The 25,395-nt window shown below is 52.8% G+C and carries 24 protein-coding genes and 1 other RNA gene; 13 read left to right on the top strand and 12 right to left on the bottom strand.

All coding sequences use genetic code 11. From position 1 onward, the window contains the following. Positions 1–167 precede the first annotated feature (167 nt). Entirely contained in the window at positions 168–2,324 is a 2,157-nt protein-coding gene (locus ACJJJB_RS17415) for a 3-hydroxyacyl-CoA dehydrogenase NAD-binding domain-containing protein (protein ID WP_353375532.1), read from the bottom strand. Between the two features lie 13 nt (positions 2,325–2,337). Next, a complete protein-coding gene (locus ACJJJB_RS17410; RefSeq protein ID WP_445365233.1) occupies positions 2,338–3,549 on the bottom strand; it encodes an acetyl-CoA C-acetyltransferase in 1,212 nt (403 codons plus the stop codon). Between the two features lie 384 nt (positions 3,550–3,933). Here ACJJJB_RS17410 and ACJJJB_RS17405 point away from each other — a divergent pair, with 384 nt between their 5' ends. After that, positions 3,934–5,178, top strand: coding sequence for an OmpA family protein (locus tag ACJJJB_RS17405; protein ID WP_444902524.1), 1,245 nt, complete (start codon positions 3,934–3,936; stop codon positions 5,176–5,178). Positions 5,179–5,308: 130 nt separating this feature from the next. Here ACJJJB_RS17405 and ACJJJB_RS17400 read toward each other — a convergent pair whose 3' ends face one another. Further along, positions 5,309–6,343 (bottom strand): AraC family transcriptional regulator, encoded by a 1,035-nt coding sequence (locus ACJJJB_RS17400; protein ID WP_245556709.1) that lies wholly within the window; start codon positions 6,341–6,343, stop codon positions 5,309–5,311. Between the two features lie 398 nt (positions 6,344–6,741). Between ACJJJB_RS17400 and ACJJJB_RS17395 the strand changes: the two genes are divergently transcribed. Then, a complete protein-coding gene (locus tag ACJJJB_RS17395; protein ID WP_020414246.1) occupies positions 6,742–7,059 on the top strand; it encodes a helix-turn-helix domain-containing protein in 318 nt (105 codons plus the stop codon). A gap of 32 nt (positions 7,060–7,091) precedes the next feature. On the opposite strand, the gene ACJJJB_RS17390 is transcribed toward ACJJJB_RS17395, so the two are convergent. The 3 genes from ACJJJB_RS17390 to rpiA all read right to left on the bottom strand — a co-directional run bounded on the left by ACJJJB_RS17390 (position 7,092) and on the right by rpiA (position 9,008). Then, complete coding sequence (locus tag ACJJJB_RS17390) at positions 7,092–7,487, bottom strand: DUF4168 domain-containing protein (protein WP_020414247.1); 396 nt, start codon at positions 7,485–7,487, stop codon at positions 7,092–7,094. Positions 7,488–7,691: 204 nt separating this feature from the next. Next, positions 7,692–8,321 carry a transglycosylase SLT domain-containing protein gene (locus tag ACJJJB_RS17385; RefSeq protein ID WP_445365232.1) on the bottom strand — a complete coding sequence of 210 codons (630 nt, stop codon included), beginning with the start codon at positions 8,319–8,321 and terminating at the stop codon, positions 7,692–7,694. 15 nt (positions 8,322–8,336) lie between these two features. Continuing rightward, positions 8,337–9,008: a ribose-5-phosphate isomerase RpiA gene (gene rpiA / locus ACJJJB_RS17380; protein ID WP_020414249.1), complete on the bottom strand. Its 672-nt coding sequence runs from the start codon at positions 9,006–9,008 to the stop codon at positions 8,337–8,339. Positions 9,009–9,223: 215 nt separating this feature from the next. Between rpiA and ilvA the strand changes: the two genes are divergently transcribed. Beyond that, positions 9,224–10,738 (top strand): threonine ammonia-lyase, biosynthetic, encoded by a 1,515-nt coding sequence (ilvA, locus tag ACJJJB_RS17375; protein WP_445365231.1) that lies wholly within the window; start codon positions 9,224–9,226, stop codon positions 10,736–10,738. 245 nt (positions 10,739–10,983) lie between these two features. Further along, positions 10,984–11,121, top strand: coding sequence for a hypothetical protein (locus ACJJJB_RS17370; protein ID WP_157533578.1), 138 nt, complete (start codon positions 10,984–10,986; stop codon positions 11,119–11,121). 87 nt (positions 11,122–11,208) lie between these two features. Here the strand turns inward: ACJJJB_RS17370 and ACJJJB_RS17365 are convergent, their stop codons facing one another. From ACJJJB_RS17365 to ACJJJB_RS17350, 4 genes are all read right to left on the bottom strand, one after another. Next, positions 11,209–11,787: a 5-formyltetrahydrofolate cyclo-ligase gene (locus ACJJJB_RS17365; protein ID WP_020414252.1), complete on the bottom strand. Its 579-nt coding sequence runs from the start codon at positions 11,785–11,787 to the stop codon at positions 11,209–11,211. 27 nt (positions 11,788–11,814) lie between these two features. Next, positions 11,815–11,995: non-coding RNA, 6S RNA (gene ssrS / locus ACJJJB_RS17360), on the bottom strand. 85 nt (positions 11,996–12,080) lie between these two features. Then, a complete protein-coding gene (locus ACJJJB_RS17355; protein WP_020414253.1) occupies positions 12,081–12,419 on the bottom strand; it encodes a cell division protein ZapA in 339 nt (112 codons plus the stop codon). Beyond that, positions 12,419–12,622, bottom strand: coding sequence for a TIGR02449 family protein (locus ACJJJB_RS17350; protein ID WP_445365230.1), 204 nt, complete (start codon positions 12,620–12,622; stop codon positions 12,419–12,421). Before ACJJJB_RS17350 ends, ACJJJB_RS17355 begins: the two co-directional genes overlap by 1 nt. A 74-nt stretch (positions 12,623–12,696) precedes the next feature. Between ACJJJB_RS17350 and ACJJJB_RS17345 the strand changes: the two genes are divergently transcribed. The 8 genes from ACJJJB_RS17345 to gcvH all read left to right on the top strand — a co-directional run bounded on the left by ACJJJB_RS17345 (position 12,697) and on the right by gcvH (position 21,423). Further along, complete coding sequence (locus ACJJJB_RS17345) at positions 12,697–13,383, top strand: UPF0149 family protein (RefSeq protein WP_020414255.1); 687 nt, start codon at positions 12,697–12,699, stop codon at positions 13,381–13,383. Then, positions 13,383–14,732 (top strand): aminopeptidase P N-terminal domain-containing protein, encoded by a 1,350-nt coding sequence (locus ACJJJB_RS17340; RefSeq protein ID WP_282952245.1) that lies wholly within the window; start codon positions 13,383–13,385, stop codon positions 14,730–14,732. Before ACJJJB_RS17345 ends, ACJJJB_RS17340 begins: the two co-directional genes overlap by 1 nt. A gap of 68 nt (positions 14,733–14,800) precedes the next feature. Beyond that, entirely contained in the window at positions 14,801–16,042 is a 1,242-nt protein-coding gene (locus tag ACJJJB_RS17335; protein ID WP_444946029.1) for an FAD-dependent monooxygenase, read from the top strand. A gap of 41 nt (positions 16,043–16,083) precedes the next feature. Next, positions 16,084–17,319, top strand: a complete 1,236-nt coding sequence (locus ACJJJB_RS17330) for a UbiH/UbiF/VisC/COQ6 family ubiquinone biosynthesis hydroxylase (protein ID WP_020414258.1) — start codon at positions 16,084–16,086, stop codon at positions 17,317–17,319. A 107-nt stretch (positions 17,320–17,426) separates the two neighbouring features. Beyond that, a complete protein-coding gene (locus ACJJJB_RS17325; RefSeq protein WP_051089523.1) occupies positions 17,427–18,389 on the top strand; it encodes a rhomboid family intramembrane serine protease in 963 nt (320 codons plus the stop codon). A 173-nt stretch (positions 18,390–18,562) separates the two neighbouring features. Next, positions 18,563–19,678: a CNNM domain-containing protein gene (locus tag ACJJJB_RS17320; RefSeq protein ID WP_444902530.1), complete on the top strand. Its 1,116-nt coding sequence runs from the start codon at positions 18,563–18,565 to the stop codon at positions 19,676–19,678. Between the two features lie 203 nt (positions 19,679–19,881). Further along, positions 19,882–20,970, top strand: coding sequence for a glycine cleavage system aminomethyltransferase GcvT (gene gcvT / locus ACJJJB_RS17315; protein ID WP_282952249.1), 1,089 nt, complete (start codon positions 19,882–19,884; stop codon positions 20,968–20,970). Between the two features lie 66 nt (positions 20,971–21,036). Continuing rightward, positions 21,037–21,423 (top strand): glycine cleavage system protein GcvH, encoded by a 387-nt coding sequence (gene gcvH / locus ACJJJB_RS17310; RefSeq protein ID WP_020414262.1) that lies wholly within the window; start codon positions 21,037–21,039, stop codon positions 21,421–21,423. A gap of 70 nt (positions 21,424–21,493) precedes the next feature. Here gcvH and ptsP read toward each other — a convergent pair whose 3' ends face one another. Together ptsP and ACJJJB_RS17300 are read right to left on the bottom strand one after the other, a co-directional pair. After that, positions 21,494–23,761 (bottom strand): phosphoenolpyruvate--protein phosphotransferase, encoded by a 2,268-nt coding sequence (ptsP, locus tag ACJJJB_RS17305; RefSeq protein WP_026305190.1) that lies wholly within the window; start codon positions 23,759–23,761, stop codon positions 21,494–21,496. Positions 23,762–23,856: 95 nt separating this feature from the next. After that, positions 23,857–24,534, bottom strand: coding sequence for an RNA pyrophosphohydrolase (locus ACJJJB_RS17300; protein WP_020414264.1), 678 nt, complete (start codon positions 24,532–24,534; stop codon positions 23,857–23,859). 168 nt (positions 24,535–24,702) lie between these two features. Between ACJJJB_RS17300 and ACJJJB_RS17295 the strand changes: the two genes are divergently transcribed. Continuing rightward, a complete protein-coding gene (locus ACJJJB_RS17295; RefSeq protein WP_020414265.1) occupies positions 24,703–25,368 on the top strand; it encodes a histidinol-phosphatase in 666 nt (221 codons plus the stop codon). Positions 25,369–25,395: the final 27 nt, after the last annotated feature.

The following is a 25,395-nucleotide window of genomic DNA, read 5'->3' as shown; positions in this document are numbered from 1 at the left end:
TATTCGTTATTATCTGGAACTTCGGATAATAGTAAGTGCTTAGATCAGTATAAAAATAGTCTCATTTGTATTGGTTTTGTGTGAGAAAGGTATTGTTGCAGAAATACTGACCCCGCGGCACCTTGCGGGCCACGGGTTTGAAAGGTACGTAAATACTGCTTCTGGAATTACTCTTTGTCTTTCAGGCTTTCCCTGGATTCTGCCAGTTCTATCAATACTGCCGGAGGAGAAAATCTTTCTCCATAAGCTTCCGCAAGCTGCTGCGCACGCTGGGCAAACTTAGCAACGCCATACTGATTGATATATTGCAGGGATCCACCTGTCCAGGGTGGGAAGCCAATACCAAAAATGGAGCCGATATTTGCATCTCGCACACTGCGCAGTACTTTCTCTTCATAGCAGCGCAAGGTTTCTAGCGCCATGATAAATAGCAGGCGCTCTTTGATATCTTCTATTGGCGGTTGATTAGAGAGCGGGAACTCCTGATGTAGTCCTGCCCATAAGTGTTTTTTGCCGCCTTCTGGGTAGGAGTAAAACCCGCCACCCGCAGCTTTACCGGCACGGCCTAGTTCCAACATATGGTCTATCGCGGCGTCGGCTGGATGAGTAGGAGCTGTTTTCCCTTCTTTTTGTAAATCGTTGATAGTTTGCTGACGAATTTTTCCCATTAGTGTTAAGGAAACCTCATCGCTAACTGCCAAGGGACCTACCGGGAATCCTGCTAGGGAAGCAGCGTTCTCAATAGTGGCGGGGTTTACGCCCTCGCTGAGCATGCCAATCCCTTCATTGGTAAAGCAGCCGAATACCCTTGAAGTAAAAAAGCCACGGCTGTCATTAACTACAATAGGGGTTTTGCCTATTTGCAATACGAAAGCAAAGGCTTGGGCCAGAGTTTCCTCACCGGTTTCCTCTCCGCAGATAATTTCCACCAGAGGCATTTTGTCGGCGGGGGAGAAAAAGTGCATGCCAATAAAGTTTTTTGGACGTGCTGACGCTTTCGCAAGCCCAGTAATGGGCAAGGTTGACGTATTGGATGCGAAGACAGCGTCGTTACTTAACTCTGCCTCCGCTTCGCGGGTGACTTTGGCTTTTAGTTCGCGATCCTCAAAGACTGCTTCAATTACCAGTTCGCAGCCGGTTAGATCAGACGCGTTGTCGGTGGGGAGGATACGGGACAGGATGGATTGCATACGCACTTCATCGGTACGACCGCGCTGCAGGCGCTTTTGCAGAGAGTTCTCCGCATAGCTTTTACCCTTTAGGGCGGCCTCCATAGAGACATCTTTTAGGACTACCTCGACCCCTTTACTGGCGCAGGCATAAGCTATTGCAGAGCCCATCATGCCGGCGCCCAAGATCCCAATTTTTTGTATAGGCTGAGTCTCCAGTTTGCGAGTGTCCTGAGGTAGGGAGGCACCGGCCTTCAGCTCATTGAGAGCAAACCAGAATGTGCCAATCATATTTTTCGCCACCTGCCCGCATGTGAGTTCGACAAAGTGACGTGACTCGATGCGTGTTGCCGTTTCAAAATCTACCTGTGCGCCCTCGACTACGGTAGCGAGGATTGCCTCGGGAGCAGGTAGACATCCACGAGTTTTCTTTTCCAGCATGGCTGGGGCGATCATTAGCAGCTGGGCATTTTTGGGGTTCTTGGCATCCCCGCCAGGCATGCGGTAATCGGGCTTATCCCAGGGCTGTAAAACCTGGGTATCGCTGCTGGCCTGGATAAAAGCACGCGCTTTATTTAACAAGTCATCTGCGTCGCTGGCTGTCTGGTGAAGCAGACCGGCTTCCAGGGCTTGTTTTGCTCGCACCTGCTTGCCCTCGAGTAGGAAAGGCAGGGCATTTTGGATACCCAATAAGCGGGGCATCCGTACACAGCCACCACCACCGGGAAGAAGGCCAAGCGTGACCTCGGGAAGGCCGATTTTAACTGCTCCGTCATCCAGGGCTATCCGCTGGTGGCAGCTAAGGGCAATTTCCCAGCCGCCACCCAGTGCGGCACCATTAATCGCAGCCACAACCGGTTTGCCCTGGGTTTCCAGCCAGCGCAGGTTGGCTTTTAGCGATTCACATGAGGCAAAAAATGCTTCGGCGTCGTCTCGTTGAGCAGAGTAGAGAGATTTAAGGTCGCCACCAGCAAAGAAAGTTTTTTTAGCTGAACGAACAATGATGCCTTTGTAGTCCTGTTTTTGCAGTTGTTCCACTACGGCTTGGAGAGAGTCGGTAAAGTCTTTGTCCATCACATTGGCCGACGCATTGGGATTGTCCATAATCAGGTGGACAATGTTGTCGCTGTCTTTTTCTAGGCGAATAGATTTCATTTTTTTGTCCCCCTTAAACCCGCTCAATTATGGTTGCTACGCCCATACCACCACCCACGCACAAGGTCACAAGGCCGTAACGCTGCTGCCGCTGTTCCAGTTCGTCCAACACAGTGCCAATCAGCATGGCGCCGGTGGCTCCCAGTGGGTGGCCCATAGCGATAGAGCCGCCATTCACATTGAGCTTTTGTGGATCGATATCCAACTCGTGCTGGAAACGGAGCACTACTGAGGCGAAGGCTTCGTTCACTTCGTAGAGGTCTATATCCTGCGGGGTTAGGCCTGCAGCCTTAAGGGCCTTTCGTGTGGCCGGTGCAGGGCCCGTCAGCATGATGGTGGGTTCGCTGCCAACAACAGCTGCGGAAATGATACGCGCCCGCGGTGTCAGACTCAGATCGCGACCGGCCTGCTCGCTGCCAATCAGGATTGCAGCAGCGCCATCGACGATCCCTGAGGAATTACCGGCAGTGTGTACATGGTGAATTGACTCCACTTGTGGATAACGGGAAATGGCAATGCTGTCGAAGCACAGGTCCCCCATTCCGGCAAAGGAGGGGTTTAGGTTTGCCAGGCCCTCAAGGGAAGTGTCGGGCCGCACAAGCTGGTCTCTGTCCAGGATTAGCAGGCCATTTTCATCTAGTACTGGAATGATTGACTTGGCAAAGGCGCCTCTTTCCCAGGCTGCAGCAGCTTTGCGCTGTGATTCGAGGGCAAAGTTATCCACATCCTCGCGGGAAAAACCGCCGAGGGTGGCAATCAGGTCGGCGCCGATACCCTGGGGAGCAAAACTGGTGTCTATAGCGGTTTGAGGGTCCAGGGCCCAGGCGCCGCCGTCACTGCCCATTGGCACTCTGGACATGGATTCCACTCCGCCGGCCACGACCAGGTGCTCCCAACCTGAGCGTACCTTGGCTGCTGCCAAATTGACGGCTTCGGCACCGGATGCACAGAAGCGGTTGAGGGTGACGCCACCAATATCCTGGTTCCATTGAGCGGCGAGAGCGGCCACCTTAGCAATATCTGCACCCTGATCGCCGGTTGCTGTGACACAACCCATGACGATGTCATCGACCTTGGCGGTGTCCAATTGGTTGCGACCCTGTAATTCTCGCAGTAAGCCGGAAAGCAGGGTGATGGGTTTGACTTCGTGTAGTGCTCCGCTGGATTTTCCCTTTCCGCGGGGAGTGCGGATTGAATCGTAAATATAGGCTTCTGTTGTGGGCACGGTTCTCGCCTCTTTATTTTTGATTGTGGGTATAACCATAGTTACGTGCAGATTAGGTGCAATGATGAAAGACGACAGGGACGGTGACGCAGATGTCTGCTGTGGTTATCAAGTGAGTGAAGATAATTTTTATTCATTATTCCAAATCAAACTAACCCGGTGACTCGGCTGCCGTACACTCAAATAAGGCGCTCTATTTTTTATTGTTCACCAAAAATTTTTTGGCGGATCAATTTGCTTCGTAAAGAGAAAATACGGGTGCAATTTGGGGGCGAAGGCTTGGTAATTACGCAATAAATATTTGAATGATATTGAATTTTTCGCGTACTGGGACCCGAGAAGGCCATTGGCAGATTGCGCGAATATTGGCAGTGAGGTTTGGCTATGGCAGAAAATCTACTGGAAATAGCAGCGAGCCAGTTGGGTGCTTCGGGCACTGGTGCGCTGGCTTCGGCCCTCAATATTCCGGCAGAGAAAGGCCAAGCGGCACTGGATAGTGGTATCGCGTATTCCCTGGCCGGTATGCTGAATAAAGCCAGCAGCAAAACCGGTATGGGATATTTATTCAATATGATTACCGATAATGAAGCACTGGACCTCTCGACGGTAACAGAAAGTTTTTCTGACAAAGACAAACTCGGTGCCATTTTGCAAACCGGCGCAGGAATGTTGCAAAAGGTTTTTGGTACCAGTACTGAAGAAGTGAAAAAACTGGCTTCATCGACATTGCCTAGTGGCGATGGCAGCCGCCTGCTCCAGTTGGCCCTGCCAATTGTTACATCCTTACTGAATGGCCAAGTAAAGATGCACAAAATGGATGTTTCTGATTTGGCATCTTTCCTGATCGGCCAACGTGAATTTCTCCAGGGCAAAGTCCCCGATGCATTGCTCAAAGCCCTAAATGTTCCCAGCTTTGATCAATTGGGTGCATCACTGATTACTCACGGCCATGCCAAACCACAAGAACCCCGCCCAGAAGCTCTGCATGGTAATGGTGAAAAGCGTAAACCAGTAAGTTTCAGCAGCTGGTTTTTTCCGCTGTTACTTGTATTGGTGGCTCTTTATGCGCTGAATATGTGCATGGATAAGGGAAGGGAGGAGGCGCCTGAGAATCGCCCCTCTTTGACTTCTCAGGAGCAGGCTTTTATGGAATCGCCTTCTGAGCCCGTTGGAGACTCCCCATTAACCGATAGCAATGCCCAGGCGGAACTTGGACCGGATGATTTTGCCAGCAACCTGCGCGACTATTTGAAGAGTTTTGCCCGGGAGCCTGACCGGGAGTTTCCACTCAGGGTTCAATTTGAAGGGGGGACTGCGAAGATTCTCGATCCTTCGGCACCTGATATCAATGCTCTGGCAAAAATAATGCAGGAAAACCCGAACCTGAGCATTGCTATTGAGGGGCATGTAAAGGGTGAGGGTAATGAAATCCAGGAACAGGAGATTTCCCAGGAGCGTGCAGATGTAGTGCGGGAGATACTCTTGCAGAAGGGAATCGCGGCTAACAGAATTACTGCTACCGGTATGGGATCTGCCAAGGAGGTCCCAGAGGATGAAGCAGAGAAGAGAGAACAGAGAAAGATGAGCAATGAGCGTATCAGCGTGCGGGTGGTAACTTTTAGCAACTGAAAATTGATAACAGAGCTCGTGAAAATCAAAGGAGCAAAAAGCCCCGCTAATTTTGTGGGGCTGTATTTTGGGGCAATTAGTTTTCTGATTTTTGCATTAAGCCAAAGAGAATTTAGTTTTCGGATTTTCTTTAATCATTGCGGAATTTTTCCCGGTAGGCGCCGGGGGCAAGGCCTGTCCACTTTTTAAAGGCGCGGTTGAAGGCGCTGGGCTCGGAAAAGCCAAGTCGCTCGGCAATTTCTGCTACTGCAGTCTCCTGTTGTTTTAACTGGTATACAGCCATATCTCGGCGCACTGAGTCCTTGATATCCTGCCAGCTATTACCCTCCTCCTTGAGTCTTCGGCGAAGCGTCTGTGGGGATGTATACAAGCGTGCGGCTACATCGTCGAGGGATAGGTTTTCTATGCTGTTTTGTTGTTGCAGCATACGCCTAATGCGGCCGGTGAAGCTGTGGTCAGATTTGTATTGGGTGAGAAGACACTCGGGAGCACGGGACAAGAATTCGGCCAGTTGCTGTTCATCGCGCACCAGTGGCATTTGCAGGTAGCGAGTACTGAATACCAAGCAGGTCTCGGCTTGATTGAAATAATGCCGACAGGGAAACATTTCACTGTAATCTTCGTTGTAATCCGGCTGAGGGAAGGCCAGTAAAACGCGCTCAAGGAGAATGGTGCGATCGATCAACCAGCTAAAGAAGCGCAGCCATATAACTGCGATAGACTCGACAAAAATCTGGTTGGGCAGGTTCTTGTCATTAGTGTGATGGATAATCAAGCGAGCTTCCTCGCCATCCTCCACCAATTTGATATGTAGGTCATCACTGACCATGCTGATAAACCGTCCGGAGCGCAGAAGGGCACGACGCAGGTTTGGGCAGCTGATACAGGCATGTCCCATCATGGCGAAGGTGCCAGGCAGCCACGGACGAGCCAGAAAGCCCCCCGATTCGTCATTCAGCAGATCCCATTCCCTGCGTAGCAGGTTGGCCATCTGATCGCGGCTGATGCGGTTATCAGGGTCCTCAAGCAGGGTGGGATCTATACCGCTGTCGTGCAGTATCTGCAAGCAGTCCAATCCTGCTTTGTGGGCACCAACCAGTTGGGCGCGCACGACCGTGGCAGGTATACCCGGGTCCTCGTGGAGTTTGGGGTTTTCAGTTTCCACTCTCTCAGCCCTCAACTTTATTTTGTAAGCTGCATATTTTCGCTCAAGTGCAGGCATGGATTATGCGCAATGCGCGTCAGAAAGTCAGGTTTATCGCCGGTGGGAGTAACAAAGTGATAAGGGAGGTGACCCCTATCGATCAATAGAACGGCGCGAAATGTGCCTGATGCACTTTTCTAATATTGAAATCTCTGCTGCTAATTACATGTTTTTATTCATTATTTAGGTTTAAACGAAAAATTTTATCCCGTTTCGTTGTATTGCTTATCGGGTAGCTCGCTGGAAGCGCTTACTTTGGAAAAAGGCCTGCGGCGGGAGAGGATGAGGTCGTCTAATCACTAGACCTCAAGGTCATAGAGGTTAACAATTAAGCTACATGCCAATGAGGGAGTGGCCAAATGCCGTCCGCAACTGTTGAGAGCCAGCTGAATCCGACAATCTGTCGGCGCATGTTGATTGCATACTTAATTGAGCAGATTCCCCGCCCGAATAATCCGGCCCTGGAAGAGGTGACTGGTTGGCCGCGCCGCACAGTGCAGGACATAATCGCCAAGGGGCTGCCTGGTCACGGAACCCGTGTGGAATTCGTCCAGGAGGGAGTGCGCCACAACGATGGCTATTATCTGCTGCGAGACTGGGGGTCTTTTGACCGAGTCTGGGTGAAAAGTAATTTGCCGGCCATTTGCCAGGTGTTGGAAATCACCCTGGATGACTAGTGCGGCACATCAGGTTGATGTGCCGCCTGTATTCATTGTTGCGGCTTGGTATGGGTTTGTTGCAGTATCTTATTAACTTTCTCCAACAGTGCCGGGTTGGATTTAATGCTGTTGGCTATTTCCTGGTATTTGCTCTTGGATAAGCCTGTTTTCTCGATTGCCGCAATCATTTTGCCTTGGGCCTCTTTATTAAGAGCCTCGGCTTCCTTGATATCAGCAGCAGCCTTAAGTTTTGGGGCATATTCCCGACTCAGCATGACAATAGAACGGTAGGCGTCGGCAAACTGCTTGAGCTGAGGTTCACTGAAGGATACCTTGGGGGCACTGGTTTTGGGGGCGTTAGCCTGAGGGGACGCGGGTTGTGCAGCGACGAATGGGACAGTGAGCAGCAGGGCAAATAGGGTTAGGAATTTGGCAAAGGGCTTCATTGGGCACTCCAAAGTCGGTGGACGCTTTTGCTTCTCAGAGGGAGCACCCAGCGTCACGTTAGGGCAATGGGCGTTATGTACGGAACTAGGTGAGAGCTTAGTGCTTTCAGCTATGGGACATTAGTTTCAGGGTAGCCAGTTTCGGCGCGGACGTGGCGCCTTTCCCCGCCACTCGCGCGAATTTTTGATCTCGACTGGTTGGACCTAAAAAAGACCGAGGAATTTCTTGCGCCTCTTTAGGGATTGCTCGCAGCTATTAAGTTGTTGCTGATAGCGCTGGGCACGCGCGGAGACCTTATGTGACACCTTCTTGAGCCAGGCCTTATTTTTAAAGCTGCGTCGATTAAAACCACCGTGTCCTTCGTGATAGGCCAGATACAGGTGATAACTGTCTCTGGACTGGATTTGGCAGCGGCGCGCACTCGTGTTGTTATACCAGCCGACAAAGTCTATGGCATCGCCAAAATCATCCCGGTCCGCACCATAACTAAATGTGGAACGTTGATATCCGCGCCAAGTACTTTTCAGTGCTTGAGCATAACCATAGGCATCTGAGGGGCGGGGTCCGGGAATAAAGCCCAGTATCTTGCTGCGCGGTGGGCGCGCATCATGTACGAAGCGCGATTCCTGATGCAGGATTGCCATCATCACTGCAACCGGGGAGCCCCATTCCTCCTCTGCCGCCTTGGCGTCGTCATACCAGCCTTTTTTCTCGCGGAAAATAGAACAGATATTGTCAGGGTTACTGGGTGGGCTAGTGGCGCAGCCCACGCTCAGGACAGTGGCGCCAAGCAGCGCCACCAGAATCCCATTTTTTTTATTATTTTCTTGCATAAATTTACTGCACAGTTAGGCGGTGATGGTTTTGACTCCGGTGCTGGTTCCGAGCAGTAGCAAGTCTGCTGGGCGCTTGGCAAAGATGCCATTGGTAACCACACCGGTAATATTATTGATTGCTTCTTCCAGTGCGACAGGTTGTTCGATCTTTAGATTGTACACATCGAGAATTGCATTGCCGTTATCGGTAATAACCCCCTGGCGGTAAACCGGGTCGCCGCCGAGCTTGACCAGCTCTCGGGCTACCAGGGAGCGCGCCATGGGAATCACCTCCACCGGCAGTGGAAAGTCTCCAAGGATCTTTACAGACTTACTCTCATCGGCGATGCAGATAAACTCATCGGAACAAGCCGCGACAATCTTCTCCCTAGTTAGGGCGGCACCGCCTCCCTTGACTAGTTCCAGTGCCGGATTAGCTTCATCGGCACCGTCTACATAAAATTGGATGCTATCTACACTATTCAGCTCATAGACCGGAATTCCATGAGATTTTAGCCTTTGTGCCGAGGCTTCTGAGCTGGCGACAGTACCGTCGAACTTGCCTTTGATCTCCGCCAGATAGTCGATAAAGAAATTGGCTGTGGAGCCTGTGCCCACTCCGACGATGGAGTCAGCTTCCAGGCGAGGGGAGATATAGTCTATAGCGGCGCGGGCAGTGGCCTGCTTCAGTTCATCCTGGGTCATACTCTGGATAGTTTCCTGTGCAATTATTTATGCTTTATTTTTACCTTTCGACAAAAAAAAGCGCAATAAGGCCAAATTGTTGGCAATTGTGCTGATCAAGACTTAGACTGGCCTGCCGGTGTTGCGCGTGCTGGGAGTGTTTTGCCAGTGCTTACGCTACTAGGCTTTCCTGAGTCGTGCATAGAAATTAATCGCAACGGCAGCCGATACACATCATGCCCAAGTCTTATATCAAGCGCATTTTAGACGCGCGCATTTACGATGTCGCCACCGAGACGCCATTAGAACCGATGCGCCAGCTATCCCACCGCCTGGGTAACCGCATTCTGCTCAAGCGGGAAGACCTGCAGCCAGTATTTTCCTTCAAAATTCGCGGTGCTTATAACAAGTTGTTACAACTGCCCCCTGAGCAACGTGCTCGTGGGGTAATCACGGCATCGGCTGGCAATCATGCTCAGGGATTGGCATTGGGTGCAGCCCAGTTGGGGGTGCGTGCAACGATTGTGATGCCGAAGACCACACCTCTGATCAAAGTTAATGCTGTGAGAATGCGCGGAGCTGAAGTGGTATTACACGGGGATACCTTTGATGAGGCTGCCGCGCGTGCCAGGAAACTAGTGAAGGAACACGACCTGGTTTTTGTACACCCCTATGACGACCCGGATGTGATCGCTGGCCAGGGAACTGTGGCTATGGAGATGCTGCGCCAATTCTCTGGCAACCTTGAAGCTGTATTTATTCCCGTGGGTGGAGGTGGGCTGGCTGCCGGCATGGCTACCTACATCAAGTATGTAAGGCCGGAAACAAAGGTTTATGCGGTGGAGCCTGAAGATGCCGCATGCTTGAAAGTTGCCCTGGAAAGTGGAGAGCGTTTGCGTCTACCCCAAGTAGGGTTGTTTGCTGATGGTGTTGCCGTAGCGCAAATTGGTGAGGAGACATTCCGAGTTCTAAGTGAAACAGTGGATGGTGTGATCACCGTGAGTACCGATGAGATCTGTGCAGCGATTAAAGATATTTTTGAGGATACCCGTTCTATCGCCGAGCCGGCTGGGGCTGTTGGGTTGGCGGGGCTGAAGAGGTTTATTGAACAGACTGATTGCCGCAATTCGGCTCTCGCCACTGTTTGTAGCGGAGCCAACATCAACTTCGATCGGCTGCGTTATATTAGCGAGCGCACAGAAACTGGCGAAAAGCGCGAGGCGGTACTTGCGGTTCGTATTCCCGAAAGCCCAGGCAGCTACCTGAGATTTTGTCGTGACTTAGGTGACAGGGCTATTACCGAGTTTAATTATCGCTATGCAGGAGATGAAGAGGCACATATTTTTGTTGGCCTGCAGGTGGCTACCGATAACGATCGGCGCCAGATGGTCGACAAGCTTAAAGAGGGCGGTTATCGGGTAACTGACCTTACCGAGAATGAGATGGCAAAGTTACATATTCGCCACTTGGTGGGTGGGCGGGTACCTGGATTACACGATGAAGTTGTATACCGCTTTGAATTTCCTGAGCGGCCCGGAGCCTTGCGGAAGTTTCTCGAGCACTTGGCCGGCCGCTGGAATATTACCTTGTTCCACTATCGTAACCATGGTGCTGCGTATGGGCGGGTATTGGTTGGGTTGCAAGTCGAGCCCGAGGCTCGCACAGAACTTTTGGATTTACTTGAGCAGCTGCAATATCCCTTTTGGGATGAAACGGAAAATCCAGCTTACCGCTTTTTCTTGGGTAGCTGAGGTGAAGAGAAACCTTTAATTGGGTTAAGCGTCTCAGAAGTTATTGGGGTGTAGACTGTAATTTCTGCTTTGTCGAACCCCTTTGCGTAAAAATGCGACAAAAAACGCATAAATTATCCAATAAACAGTTACTATCACGCCGATTCTTCAGTATCTTCTTTGATCGTGGAACTTTTGCTATGGCTCAGGTCATATGCGAGGCGAAACGCATATAACAAAAAAATTGATTGTACAGGATGGTCCCAATGAAAGCCGATGCGCTGACAATCGCTGTGGTTGTCTTTGTCGCGGGCGTTCTGCTGAGCACCAGTGGTTTGACCGAGGTATTTGCCTCGGAATCTGAGCCACCGGCTGCTCTGCAACAGGGAGTGGTTACCCGTTAGGCTGATGCCGGGGGGCGCTCTGCCCACGAAACAGCAAAAAAGGCCGAATACTTAAAGTGTTCGGCCTTTTTTGTTTTAACTCCAACATTAACGGCAGCGATAGATACGCTTTTCTGTCACCACCATATCCAAAGGTATATCCCAATTATCCGTCGGCAATTGCTCCACGCATTGCAGTTGGTGGGCAGCGCCAATCAGCTGTGGCCCGGTACCCGGCAGCAGTAGTTTGTGTTCGAAAGTTCGGTCGTAAAAGCCTGCACCCATACCCAGGCGGGCGCCGCTGGGGTCAAAGGCCACCAACGGTACCAGAACCAAATCCAATAAATTCGGTGCTCGACTGGGGCTGCGTACTGGCTCGGGAATATTAAAGCGATTTCGGAATGACAATGGTTCGCCAGCCCAGCGCCTAAAGCCGAGGTGCGGATGTGGCTCTACAGGCAGTACCGGCAAGTAAAAATACTTATTGGGATAACGCCGTAACAAATGACGAACATCCAGTTCACCATCCATAGGCCAAAACATACCGATATGGCGGGCGCGTTTTATCTGTGGTATTCGGCTCAATAAGGTAATTGCTGCACGACCATGCAAACGCTGCTGATAAGCACTGAGCCCCCGCCGTCCCGCACGCATACGTTGGCGCAGTTGCGTTTTATTTTCACTCATTAGTAGGGGAATGACTGGAGATGAAATAGGAACCCCGAGTGTGCGGCTGTAGACGGAGCCTTGAACCGTAAGGTTCAAGGTGGTGGGATCCGGAGTACATAAGGCTTTCCGCTGCATGGCGGACCTGCGCACCAGCACCCGCTGGAAACCACCGGGGTAAGATTATCGGCTCAAGGACATAGTCTGCTGGCCAACACCCCAGGGTATAGGTTAATTATAACTTGGGCAGGGGGGGGTGTTAACTGGAAATTTAAAGGAAATTGTTGTGCCTGTAATTAGGACGGCGTATACCTTTATCCTTGCGGTGACTGGGTTTCCTGCTCCGGGTCTATCTCACCTAACGCATTTTGTACTTTGTCCTTTAGGCGGTCGATCATTTCCTCTTGGAGAGGAATACTACTCAATTCCGCTTTGGCCTGGATCAATTCGTGAGCAATATTCAGTGCGGCCATAACGGCGATACGCTCAATGCCAATAACGGTACCCGTTGAGCGGATACGCGCCATGCGCTCGTGCAGAAGGTGCGCGGAAGCCTGCAGGCCTGCGCGCTCGTGGTCTGCACAGGCCACACGGTACTCTTTGCCCAGAATAGATACGGTGACTGTTTCAGATGTTGGTACGGAGTCAGACATCAGGAATCTTGCGTTAGCCCTTTAAGACGATTAATCATAGCTTCGACCCGCGAGCGGGCGGCCTCATTATTTTTTATCAGGCGCTGGCGCTCGTGTAGCCAGTCGGCTTCCTGCCGGCGCAGTTCACGATTGTCTTCGGCCAGCTGTTGGCAGCGGGCGATCAGTGAATCCACAGTGCTTTCTAACGCTTGCAGCTTATCCATATTTCCTGCGTTTGGGGTCGACGTCTGGGTTCGCAACACGACAGACTGCGAGGGATTCCGCTACTATATTGCCGGTGAAAAGGTGGGTCAATCGCTCCACCTGCGCGGGCAATCACAAAATTGTCCTGAAAACACAAGTTCTTTTCCATGCTGCTGCTATTGCACGCATCGAATATATCCCGATCAAGAAAAATTGCACGGTAACTATGACATCAGAAACCAACCGATTTGAGCTTCTTGCTAATGCTATTCTCTCGGCCGGCGGCCAGGCGGATCCCAGTGAACTGCACGGCTTTATCTGTGGCATATTGGCTGCAGGTGCGGAGCCGGACAAAAAACGCTGGCAGCATGAACTGGCGGAACTTCTCGATTTGGAGGCTGTGCCGGCGGATTTAAACAAGGATTTTCTGCAATTAGCGAAAGAGAGCCAAAAGCAGCTCAGTGATACCGACTTTTCTTTCCGACTGGTGCTCTGTGACGATGACGATATTGTCGCGCGTACTCTGGCGCTAGGGCATTGGTGCGAAGGTTTTTTACACGGTTTCGGTATTGGTAGTGCCAAGGGGAAGCTGCTTCCCACCAGCGATGAAGCTCTGAAGGACATTGGTGCAATTTCACAAGTAGATGCCGATCATGTAGAGGAGAGTGAGGAGAACGAACAACAGCTGCTGGAATTACAGGAGTACGTGCGCGTCGCGGTACTCAATATCTTCACCGAAGTGCGCGGCAAGCAATCCGATAGCGGTCCAACTGTACACTAATGTCCAATAGCGGAAAAAAAGCGGTAATCAGCAAGACGGAGTATATCCGTCGTCGCGCCCGCCTGATGGCTGAACTGGCGCCAGACAGCTTGGCGATTGTCTCTTCGGCTGGTGAACAACTGCGATCCCGCGATACTTTCTTCCCCTTCCGCCAGGACAGTGATTTTCTCTACCTGAGTGGGTTTGAAGAGCCTGAAGCCCTGTTGGTTCTGGTGCCGGGACGCACCCAGGGCGAAACCCTGTTGTTTTGTCGTGAGTGCGATGCGGAAAAGGAAATGTGGGATGGGCCGCGGCTTGGCCCGGAACAGGCTGTGCAGCGGCTTGGTTTATCTGATGCTTTTCCGATAGGTGATCTCGATGACATTTTGCCTGGGCTGCTGGAAGGGCGTGAACGTATTTATTTTCCCATGGGACGCTATGCCCACCTCGACCGGCGTATTCGCAGCTATTTGCAAAATATTACCGAGGCTCCAGGCAGCAAGGGTGCCCCGGAGATGGTGGACTTGGATTACCAATTGCGTGAGTTGCGCTTGATTAAGAGCGCGCAGGAACTGCGTCTGATGGCGCAAGCGGCAGAAATCAGTGCTACAGCACACCGCCGAGCCATGGCACGCTGCCAGCCAGGCCTCTATGAATATCAACTGGAGGCGACCTTGCTGCATTCCTTTGTCGATGCTGGTGCAAGAGAGACGGCCTACCCAACCATTGTCGGCAGTGGTCGCAATGCCTTGGTTATGCATTATTGCAGCAACCAGGCAAAGATGAGTGATGGCGATCTGGTGTTAGTGGATGCTGGCTGTGAGTACCGCGGTTACGTGGCGGATATCACGAGAACTTATCCGGTGAATGGCCGTTTTAATGGCGCACAAAAAGCACTGTATGAAATTGTTTTGTCCGCGCAGCTGGCTGCCATCGAGCGGGTACAGGCCGGCAACCATTGGGATGAGCCTCATATAGCTAGCGTTGAGGTAATTACTCAGGGGTTGGTAGATCTGGGGCTGTTGCAAGGCGACTTAGTGAGTTTGATTGAAGCAGGTGCTTACCAGCGCTTTTATATGCACCGGGTAGGCCACTGGTTGGGAATGGATGTACACGATGTCGGAGACTACCGGGTACATGGCGCCTGGCGCCAGTTGGAGCCCGGCATGGTGATGACCATCGAGCCGGGTATTTATGTGCCCTTGAACGACAAGAGCGTTGCAACAGAGTTTCGGGGAATTGGTATTCGCATTGAAGATGACGTGGCCCTAACTGGCGAAGGGGTGGAAGTCCTATCCGCCGCAGCGCCAAAGTCTGTAGAAGAGATCGAATATGCAATGCGTCATGGGCGGGATTTACTGACCCGCTAAAAATAGCACTAAGAGTTTGCGGCTTACGGGCCCTTTACATTGATGGATAGAGAGCCTGGGGGAGTTTTATGACTGAGGCAGGTCAACAATTTGATGTGGCTATCGTTGGTGGGGGTATGGCCGGTGCCAGTCTGGCGCTTATGCTGGCACATTTTTGCCCTCAGCTGAGTGTTGCACTGCTGGAACAGAGAGCGCTACCTGATGCCTCTGCCAGTGTCCAGTTGCCCAGCTTTGACACCCGCGCCACAGCTATCGCCGCTGGCAGCTTACAGTTATTCCAACAGCTGGGTTTGTGGTCCGCCTTACGTGAATATTGTGCGCCCATCCAGCGTATCCAAGTGAGTGACCGTGGCCACTCTTTTGGCGCATCTCTGTCCACCCATACACAGCAGCAAGCAAGCTTCCAGGGCATGCTCGGTGCTGTGATTGAGAATGCTGCGCTTGGGCCGATCCTGCATCGCGCTTTGGCGGATACAGCGGTGCAATTGTTGGCTCCCGCAAGGGTCAGCCGGGTTCGAATGGATTCCGCAGGGGCACACCTGAATTGGAGTGCCGCTGAGCAGGGCTTTCAATATAAATTGACCACCAGGTTACTGGTTATTGCCGATGGAGTGGAATCGCCCCTATGTCGGCAGTTGGGTATAGAAATTGATACGGTAAAGTACCAACAGAGGGCCCTGGTCACTACTGTTGGTCTACAGCGGGACCATGGTGGCGTCGCTTTTGAGCGTTTTACCGCTTTGGGGCCTATGGCGTTATTGCCTTTGCAGCAACGACAGGGACGACATCGCGCTGCACTGGTGTGGGCTTGCCCAGAGAATGAGGCGGTGGCCCTCTTTACGCTGTCGGAGGAGGAGCGCCTGCTGCGTCTGCAAGAAAATTTTGGCTGGCGTGCGGGCCGTTTTGAGCGGGCTGGAGCCCTACAGGGGTACCCGCTCAGTCTGTCCTTAGCGCGGGAGCAATGGCGCCGCAACCTGGTTTTGGTTGGTAATTGCGCGCACTTCCTGCACCCGGTAGCCGGGCAGGGGTTTAACCTGACTCTGCGCGACTGCTATGCCCTGGCACAGACTTTAGCGGGCGATCAACCTGCGCAGGGTTCAAAAGCAGAATTGGATCGCCTGCGGGCCTATGGTCGATGTCGCAGTTTTGACCAGCAGTTGACTGTTGGGTTTAGTGACCAAATACCGTCACTATTCACATCAGAGAACCCCTTTCAGCAAGTTGTGCGCCAAATGGGTTTGCTCGGCCTTACACTGGTACCGCCGCTGAGAGCGGAGTTTGTCAGCCAGGCGGCAGGATTTGGGCTTTAACGGTGCCCTTGTGAGGGTGCAACAGCGGAATTGGCTTGAATATGAATAGACACCGTTTGGACTTTGCCATTGTTGGCGCAGGTATGGTGGGGATGGCCCAGGCCGCACTGTTGGCGGTGCGCCACCCGGATATGCGTCTTGCCCTGCTGGAGGCCTCCGAGGGGACTGTGCCGGAACCCTCCCAAAATTATGAGCCTCGGGTGGTGGCTTTAACTCAAGCTTCACGGGAGTTACTTGAGGAGGTTGGTGCCTGGGCGGAGATTTCTGCGCGCCGCGCCTGCCCATATGTGGAAATGCGAGTCTGGGATGCCGACGGCACCGGTTCAGTAAGGTTTAACAGCCGCGATGTGCAATTACCAAATCTCGGCCATATTGTTGAAAACAATGTGATTGTTGCTGCTTTGAGGGCCCGGCTTGAGGCACTGCCGAATGTGGAGCTGGTCAATGGCTTTCGTTTGGAAAGTTGGTGGCGAGACTGTGGGCTTTGGCACTTACAGCCGCGTGGTGAGCAGCTTAATGACATAGAAGAGTTGCGTGAGCGGGCCGAGATAGTGCGCACCCGCCTGCTGATTGGGGCCGATGGCGCTCGTTCTAAAGTGCGAGACCTGCTCCGAATTCGCTGCCAGGATACGGATTATCATCAGGCAGCCCTGGTATGTGTCGCTCGCTGCGAAAAGCCTCATCGCCATACCGCTTGGCAGCGTTTCCTGCAGAGTGGCCCCCTGGCATTCCTGCCTCTAGCTGGACTCGGGGATGACAATCACTGTGCCGTTGTCTGGTCGGCGGATGACCCACTCGCTCGGGAGCTGCTGATGTTGGATGACCAGGCCTTCGCTCTGAATCTGGAAAAAGCTTTCGAAAGTCGGCTCGGTAAAGTCGAATCAGTGAGTGAGCGCTTTTCTTTTCCTCTGCGTGCTCGCCATGCGGAGCGCTATCATGGCCCCGGTGCCGTGCTGGTTGGGGACGCGGCCCATAGTATCCATCCTCTGGCTGGACAGGGCGTGAATCTTGGGTTCCAGGATGTGCGTGTTCTCACCGATGAAGTAGACCGTGCCTTGTCCCGCGGGCTGGAACCTGCACACGCCTCGGTGTTGGCGCGTTACGAACGTCGTCGCCGCGGGGATAATGCTGCAACCTTAAAAGCCATGAGTGCGTTTAAATCTCTGTTTGGTGCTGGCGATTTGCACTGGCGCTGGCTGCGCAATACTGGCTTGAGTATGGTGGACGCCAGCCCCATGTTAAAAAAGCGTATCATTCTGCGGGCCATGGCGGTGTAGTGAGAGCTTGCCCCTTGTAATTGCCGTTAAAATATAGCGCCGGTAAGTGCAAAAGGGCCCGTTGGAATGAGTGATGTCAGGCAATCCAATTAGAAGGGTTTACCGAATTGAGCCAGTGGTTAGTTATTTATTCCTTTCCTCTTTCGAAGGATCTCTGTGCACTGGCGCATTTTATTCAACGTTATCAACTGCCGTTGCGAATCGTTGAGGAGAAAAACCGGCAGCAGATAATGACCTTTGATGGCAACCTAGCAGAAGTACTTAAACCCCTGCTGCAGCGCTGGGATGCTGGTGAAGTTGACCTCGACAGGGTCCAGTTACAAGCTGCTCAGCCAAATGGTGCGCCTGATTCGGCAGTTGAAGCGAATGATCCCGAGACGGAATCAGCGCATCAACCTAAAAAAAATGTATCGTCTGAACAGGCACATAACCAAGTCTCAGTGTTACCAAGTTTTCCCCTGGATAAGACACCAGTCAGCCTCTTGTTGATTGCACTATGTTTTGTTGGCTGGTTTCTGCAAGCGAATAATTTTTCCAGTGCTTTGCTGATCTACCCGGATCAAACAGGCAATCCTCTCTCAGATTCCTCTCTTGCCTGGCATCTACAAAATGGGCAGTGGTGGCGGTTGTTGACACCAGCTATTGTGCACTTTTCCCTGCCCCATGCTTTGTTCAATGCTTTGGGTATTTGGATATTAGGTCGGCCATTGGAAGCCCGGGGTGGCAGCCTCATGTATACGTTGCTGGTACTTATCGGGGCTATCGCCTCCAATCTTTCCCAGTATTTGTGGGAGCCGAGGGTTCTTTTTGGTGGTATGTCTGGAGTGGTGTATGGCCTTGTAGGGTTTGCTTTGGTAGTGCAGCGTTTTCAGCCAGCATGGCGTGATATTCCCGTAGGTATTATCACCGTGGCTTTGGCTTGGCTGGTTTTATGCGCTTTGGGGGTTGTGACATTTTTCACCGGAGTCGGGGTTGCAAACGCAGCACATATAGGGGGCTTCGTTAGCGGCTTAGTCGTTGCTTTAGTGTATTGCGTTGTGGGCGGGGGGCGGAAGTTTATTCCAGGCTGAACCGCTCCCTAAGGTGCACTTGCGTTTGTTGTTCCTGTTTTGATAAGTGGGGCCTTGTCCGGCTGTTATTGGCCCATTTGGTAATATTTTTGCTTTTTTAGCTTGTTACAGGCTTGTTGTGTCGTTGGCAGTACGCAAAAATTCAATTCCAGTTTTTCTGTAACCAGGGATATATGCTTCTCTTAATTACTTATGTATTTATCGCTCTCGGTTTCTCATTTTTGTGCTCTATAGCCGAGTCCGTCATTCTCAGTGTAACAACGCCCTACGTGCGACTATTGGAGCGCGAGGGACATAAGGCCGGCCCTCTGCTACGTAAACTCAAGGGGGATATCAATGCGCCCCTGGCCGCAATTCTTACCCTGAATACTATCGCTCATACCGCCGGTGCTGCCGGGGCTGGAGCCCAGGCAGCGGCGGTTTTTGGCAATCAATACCTGGGAATTGCCTCTGCGATCCTGACACTGTTAATTCTGGTTTTTTCTGAGATTATCCCCAAAACCCTGGGAGCGGTTTATTGGCGTCAACTGGCACCATTTACTGCTTACGGGTTGCGGGGGCTGGTTTGGCTGCTCTATCCGTTTGTCAAAATGTCTGAAATGTTAACCCGCGGTCTCTCCCATGGGCCGACCCTGACCGGCTTTAGCCGCGATGAATTTGCGATTATGGCCGAGATTGGTGAGGCTGAGGGCCAGCTGGAACAGCGTGAGTCCAATATTTTACGCAATCTCTTTTTTACCCTGCGGGATCACTCGGTACGAGAGGTGATGACTCCACGCACCGTGGTTTTTTCCCTGCCCCAGGATGCAACATTGGCTGAGGCTTATGAGGAAGTTGAAAAAGGGCGCTTCTCGCGTATCCCTGTTTATGAAAATCGCGATCCAGATTGCGTTGTAGGTTTTGTACTTAAACAGGAGCTTTTACTTGCTTATGCCAAGGGAGAGCGCGAGCGTAAGTTGGAGGATTTCCGCCGTGAGATGCTGATGCTGCCGGAAACTGCCACGATCTATCAGGCCTTCCAGAAAATGCTATCTCGTCGGGTGCAGATCAGCGCAGTGCTGGATGAGTATGGTGGCCTTGAGGGATTGATTACCCTTGAGGATCTTCTTGAGACCTTGCTCGGTGAAGAGATTGTCGATGAGGCTGATAAAACCCCTGATCGCCAGGAGTTGGCTAAGCGGCTGTGGCGTTGGCGCTCCAAAAAATATGGTCTAAAGGTGGACGAATCGGCTCAAGAAGAGAAAAAACCAGAAGAAAGCAATAAGGAGAGTGAGCGTCCGCGGGACTAATCTATCCGCTCTTCATGCCACTTTTTTTACTACCGGTGGCACCAGCGGAATCTTTGACGGCCTCCGGCATTCTGCGCAGGTTTTAGTCCCGGCGGCTGCTAAGCTTGCTGACCATAAATGTCGCCGCGGATAGCCTGCTGGCAAGGTTTGTACTCAAGCCGCTAGAATACGCCGCTTCGGAACCTGACGGACTGAGAATTAAGATGGGAAACAGAACGCCTTTGTATGACACACATGTCGCCATGGGTGGCAAAATAGTGGACTTCGGTGGATGGGACATGCCGCTACACTACGGCTCCCAGCTGGATGAGCATAATAAGGTGCGCACCGATGCGGGGATGTTCGATGTCTCCCACATGACCGTAGTAGATGTCGATGGGCCCGCTGCTCGCGACTACCTGCGTTATTTGCTGGCCAATGATGTGGCCAAGCTAGACGGCAAGCCTGGCAAGGCTCTCTACACTGGTATGCTCAATGACCAAGGCGGTGTAATCGACGACTTGATCGTCTACCTGCGTGATCCTGGTTATCGAGTGGTGGTGAACTGCGCGACCCGCGACAAAGACTTAGCCTGGATGAACAAGCAGGCAGAATCTTTTGATGTGACTCTCACAGAGCGTCCTCATCTTGCAATGATCGCTATCCAAGGTCCCAATGCAATCGCTAAAACCAAGGAAGTCCTGGGTATCGACTGGACTGCGGCAATCGATGCGTTGAAAGTATTTGAAAGTGTGGCCCGTGGTGATTGGTTTGTGGCGCGCACCGGTTATACCGGTGAAGATGGCCTGGAAATCATGCTCTCGGGTGAGGACGCCAGCGGCTTCTGGCGCGCTCTCGCCGATGCTGGCGTAGCGCCTTGTGGTTTGGGTGCTCGCGATACTCTGCGTCTGGAAGCCGGTATGAACCTCTACGGCCACGAAATGGATGAAGAGACTTCCCCACTGGTGGCCAATATGGCTTGGACCGTCGCCTGGGAGCCGGAGGGACGCAACTTTATTGGCCGTGCAGTCTTGGAAGAAGAAAAAGCGCAGGGCGTTAAGCACAAGCTGGTTGGTCTGGTCCTGGAGGAGCGCGGTGTACTGCGGGCGGGCCAACAGGTGGTGGTAGACGGTACAGAAGAGCGCGGTATCATTACCAGCGGGACCTTCTCGCCGACCCTGGGTTACTCCATTGCCATGGCGCGGGTACCGGTCAGTGTTGGCGATACCGCTGAGGTGGAAATCCGCAAAAAGCTGCAGCCAGTCAGGGTGGTGAAGCCCTGTTTCGTGCGCAATGGCAAATCGGTTATTTAAGCGTCGCCCGCAGGTGTACGCGTTGGCAAGACAATAAATTCAGATGCTTAATCAAGGGATAACAGCATGAGCGAAATCCGCAATGAACTGAAATACCTCTCCAGCCACGAGTGGGCGCGCCTGGAAGAGGATGGCACCGTAACTATCGGCATCAGCGATCACGCTCAGGATGCTCTGGGCGACGTGGTATACGTTGAAACCCCCGAAGTTGGCAGCACCCTGGCTGCAGGAGATGAGGCTGGTGTGGTCGAGTCGGTGAAAGCTGCCAGCGATATTTACTCCCCCGTTTCCGGTGAGGTTGTCGCGGTGAACGAGGCTCTGGAAGACTCTCCGGAAACCGTGAATTCTTCCCCTTACGATGATGGCTGGTTCTTCCGTATCAAGCCCAGTGACGTGAGTGAGCTGGACAATATGTTGGATGCCGAGGCGTATCGCGAGGAGTCAGCGGAGTAATTACTTCCTGCTCTCAAACAAAAAAGCCGCTGCCAAATGCAGCGGCTTTTTTGTTTGAAGAGTATCGGACTTAATGCCGTGCACTTGCTGGGCGCAGAATATTTTTGAGGCCGATCCTCTGCAAAAAGGCGCTCACGGTTTGTTCAATCTCGTCAGCGCAATCCATTTTGAGCACCTGGTGTAGAAGCAGCTCGGTATCTGCCTGGCGCACAGCGCGCAAGGTAGCCTTTACCCTTGGCAAATTGGTGGCATTCATCGATAGTCTGTCATAGCCCATTGCCACTAACAGCAGCGCCCCCCCGGGTTCGCCGGCCAGCTCTCCACAGATGCTCACCTTGGTGCCCTCTGCATGTGCAATGGTGACGATTTCCTGTAGCGCGCGAAGCACCGCGGGATGGAGGGCGTGATAGATATTGGCTACACGTGTGTTGTTGCGGTCTACCGCTAACAGATACTGGGTCAGGTCGTTACTACCTACTGAGATAAAGTCGGCGCGCTCGGCCAGCTCGCGAATCTGGTAAATGGCTGAAGGCACTTCCACCATGACACCAACCGGCGGCATTTCAATCTCATACCCTTCTTCCAGCAGCTCTCCGTAGGCGCGTTCTATTAACCTGCGCGCCGCTTCCAGTTCATTGAGCCCGCTGATCATTGGTAACATGATACGCAGGTTGTTGAGCCCTAAGCTGGCTTTCATCATGGCGCGCACCTGCGCCAGGAATATTTCCGGATGGTCCAGGGTAACGCGGATACCGCGCCAGCCGAGGAAGGGGTTAGTTTCTTCGATAGGGAAGTAGGCCAGCGCCTTATCGCCACCGACATCCAGGGTTCGCATGGTGACCGGCATGGGCGCGAAGGCCTCCAGCTGTTCCCGGTAGATTTCCCGCTGCTCTTCCTCAGAGGGGAAGCGGTCGCGCAGCAGGAAAGGTACTTCAGTCCGAAATAGGCCCACGCCTTCCGCACCTCGTTCCAGGGAGCGCACTACATCGGCCATTAGCCCGGTATTAACTAGCAGGCAAACCCGGTGGCCATCAGCTGTTTCCGCTGGTAGCCCGGCCATATGGTCGAGGCTACGGGCAAGCTGGTGTTCCTCCTCCACAATATCGTCATAGCGGCGCTTCAGTTCCGCGCCGGGATGGATATGTAGGTCGCCCCGATAGCCGTCCACAACCATATCGACACCATCGATAGTCTCATAGGGGAGATCCTGCACCCCCATAATGGCAGGCAGACCCATGGCCCGGGCAATGATAGCTACGTGGCTATTGGAGGAGCCCTTTACAGAGACGGCGCCGATTAACTTTTCCCGTGGGACCTCAGCCAATACAGCCGCTGTTAACTCCTCTCCCACGAGAATGGTGTTATCCGGGTAGTCTCGCTCGCTCTGCTGGCGTTGATGCAGATGTGAGAGAACCCTGGAGCCCAGGTCGCGAACATCGGCTGCCCTGTCGCGAAAATAAGAATCGGACATGGCTTCAAAGCGCCTTACATGTTCGAGCATGACCTCGGCCCAGGCCCTGGGGGCACTCAATTGCTGTTGGATACGGTCGCAGACTTCAACGGCGAGAGAGTTATCGTCCAGCATACTGATATAGGCGTCGAACAGCGCACGCTCCTCGCGGTTCAGGTCTCCTTTGAGCCTTTCTCCTACTTCGCGGATTTCTTCCCTGGCAGTGCTGAGTGCTTGCTGGAATAAGGCGAGTTCGTCCTCAATATCCAAGCACAGGGAATAGGGCACGGTGGCCAGGTTGGCCTGGGGGGTGACAATATGTGCACGACCGATGGCAATGCCAGGTGAGGCGGCAATACCGGAGAAATGGGTTTCCTGGCGCTGCCTACGGATGGTGGCCAGCATACCGGTGGCCTCCGCATGCGCTATAACCCCGGCCAATTGAGCGGACAGCGTGACCAGGAAGGCTTCCTCACCCTCATCGAAACGGCGCTGTTCCTCCTGCTGGACAACCAAAACACCAAGTACGGTGCGGTGGTGAATAATCGGCGTGCCCAGAAAAGCGCTAAAGCGCTCCTCGCCAGTGGAGGGAAAATACTGGAAGGCGGGGTGAGCTTCGGCCTTTTCCAGGTTAATGGGCTCTTCGCGGGTAACCACGTTGCCCACAAGGCCCTCGCCAGGCGCCAAGTGCACTTGACCCACGGCACTTGGGAGCAGGCCATCGGTGGCCATCAGGACATAATTTCCGGATTGTTTGTCACGAAGGTATACGGAGCAGACTCGGGTATGCATCACTTCACGCACACGTCGAACAATAATTTCGAGCACCGCAGGAAGGTCTCTGGCGGTGTTTACTTCTTGAACGATACTACGTAAAGATCCGAGCAATGGCCTGTCCTCGCCAATCAACGGAGAAATTTATAGGCCCAGGGCTAACCTGGGGCCAGAGGAGGTGCGGAGCCGCACCAGGAGCAGGTTTCGGGTCACTCACCCTTGTCGCGCAGCCAGCGTCTTTCCAGCTGAAGCTGTTGGGGGGCCAGCTCGGTCAAAGCACGACGGTAAACCTCGCGCTTGAAAGTGACTACTTTACTCAGTGGATGCCAATAATTCACCCAGCGCCAGTGGTCGAATTCAGGTTTGTAGCCATTATCGAAGCTGATAGAGGACTCCTGCGCTTCCAGCTTCAGCAAAAACCACTTTTGTTTTTGCCCTATACACAGTGGCTCAGAGCGTCGACGAATCAGTCGCTGAGGCAGGCGATATCTCAGCCAGCCACGAGTACAGGCAATCAGACTGACTTGATCGCGAGTAAGGCCAATTTCCTCGTACAGTTCCCTATATAGCGCCTGTTCTGGGGTTTCGCCTGGGTTTATACCTCCCTGGGGAAATTGCCAGGCGTCCTTGCCACCTACCCGCCTAGCCCACAGTGCCTGACCGCGGACATTCAGCACAATGATACCGACATTGGGGCGGAAACCCTCGGTATCTATATTGCTGCTGTTTTCGCTACCCTGGCCCCGGTTGCGGTTGTTGGCTGCGGGGTTATCGGTGCGATTTGACTGTTTGGCGGGCCTACGGCGGTTTCTTCGCCCGGCTTGTGCCGGCTTGCCGTCGCCCAAAATACCGTCCTCAATACTGTTGTGTGTTGCCGTGCGCAGCACTTACTTGTCCCGCATTGTTCCACAGAGGTGGGTTTACAGCAATTCAGTGACGTAGTCCGTGTGATACGGGCAAGTGCGAGGTAAAATTGACTGCCGCTACGTTGATGGTGGCCTAACCATGGCGGTGAAATACCCTTTGGGAATCTATAGTTTACGGGGGAGCTGGCGGTGCATCTGGCAATATTTGATCTCGATAATACATTGATCGGTGGAGACAGTGATCACGCCTGGGGCGAGTTCCTTGTGGATCGGGAGCATGTGGATAGTGAGCGCTATCGCTCCACCAATGACCGCTTCTACCAGGATTATCAACGTGGTGATCTGGATATTTTTGCCTATCTGGAATTCGCTTTGGAACCATTGTCGCAGATTTCACGCGGTCAACTGGAAAACCTGCAGAGCGAATTTATGCAGGAAGTGGTCAGTGAGTTGTGGTTGCCTGCGGCGCAGGAGTTGATCGGCGAACATCGCCGCAAAGGGCATCACATTATGATTATCACAGCCACTAATCGTTTTGTGGTAGAGCCCATTGCCGCGCGTCTGGGAGTAGACACGTTGTTGGCTACAGAGCCCGAAGAATTAGAGGGCCGGTTTACTGGGCGGGTTGTCGGAGAGCCCTGTTACCAGGCCGGCAAGGTGCTGCGCCTGCGCCAATGGCTGGCGCATAACCCAGAGTTTGAAAGCAGGGAGAAATGGTTTTATAGCGATTCCATTAATGACCTGCCCCTATTGGCCGAAGTGGAGCACCCGGTGGCTGTAGATCCCGACGCGCGCCTGCGTGTAGAGGCAGAAGCGCGCGGTTGGCCAGTTATCAGCTTGCGGGAGAGCCGCTGAATTGCGTAGCCAAGATCTTTGCGGTGA

The organism is Microbulbifer variabilis (genome assembly GCF_052468405.1).
The sequence above is the reverse complement of the archived record's forward strand: the minus strand, read 5'-3'. Positions and strand labels throughout refer to the sequence as shown.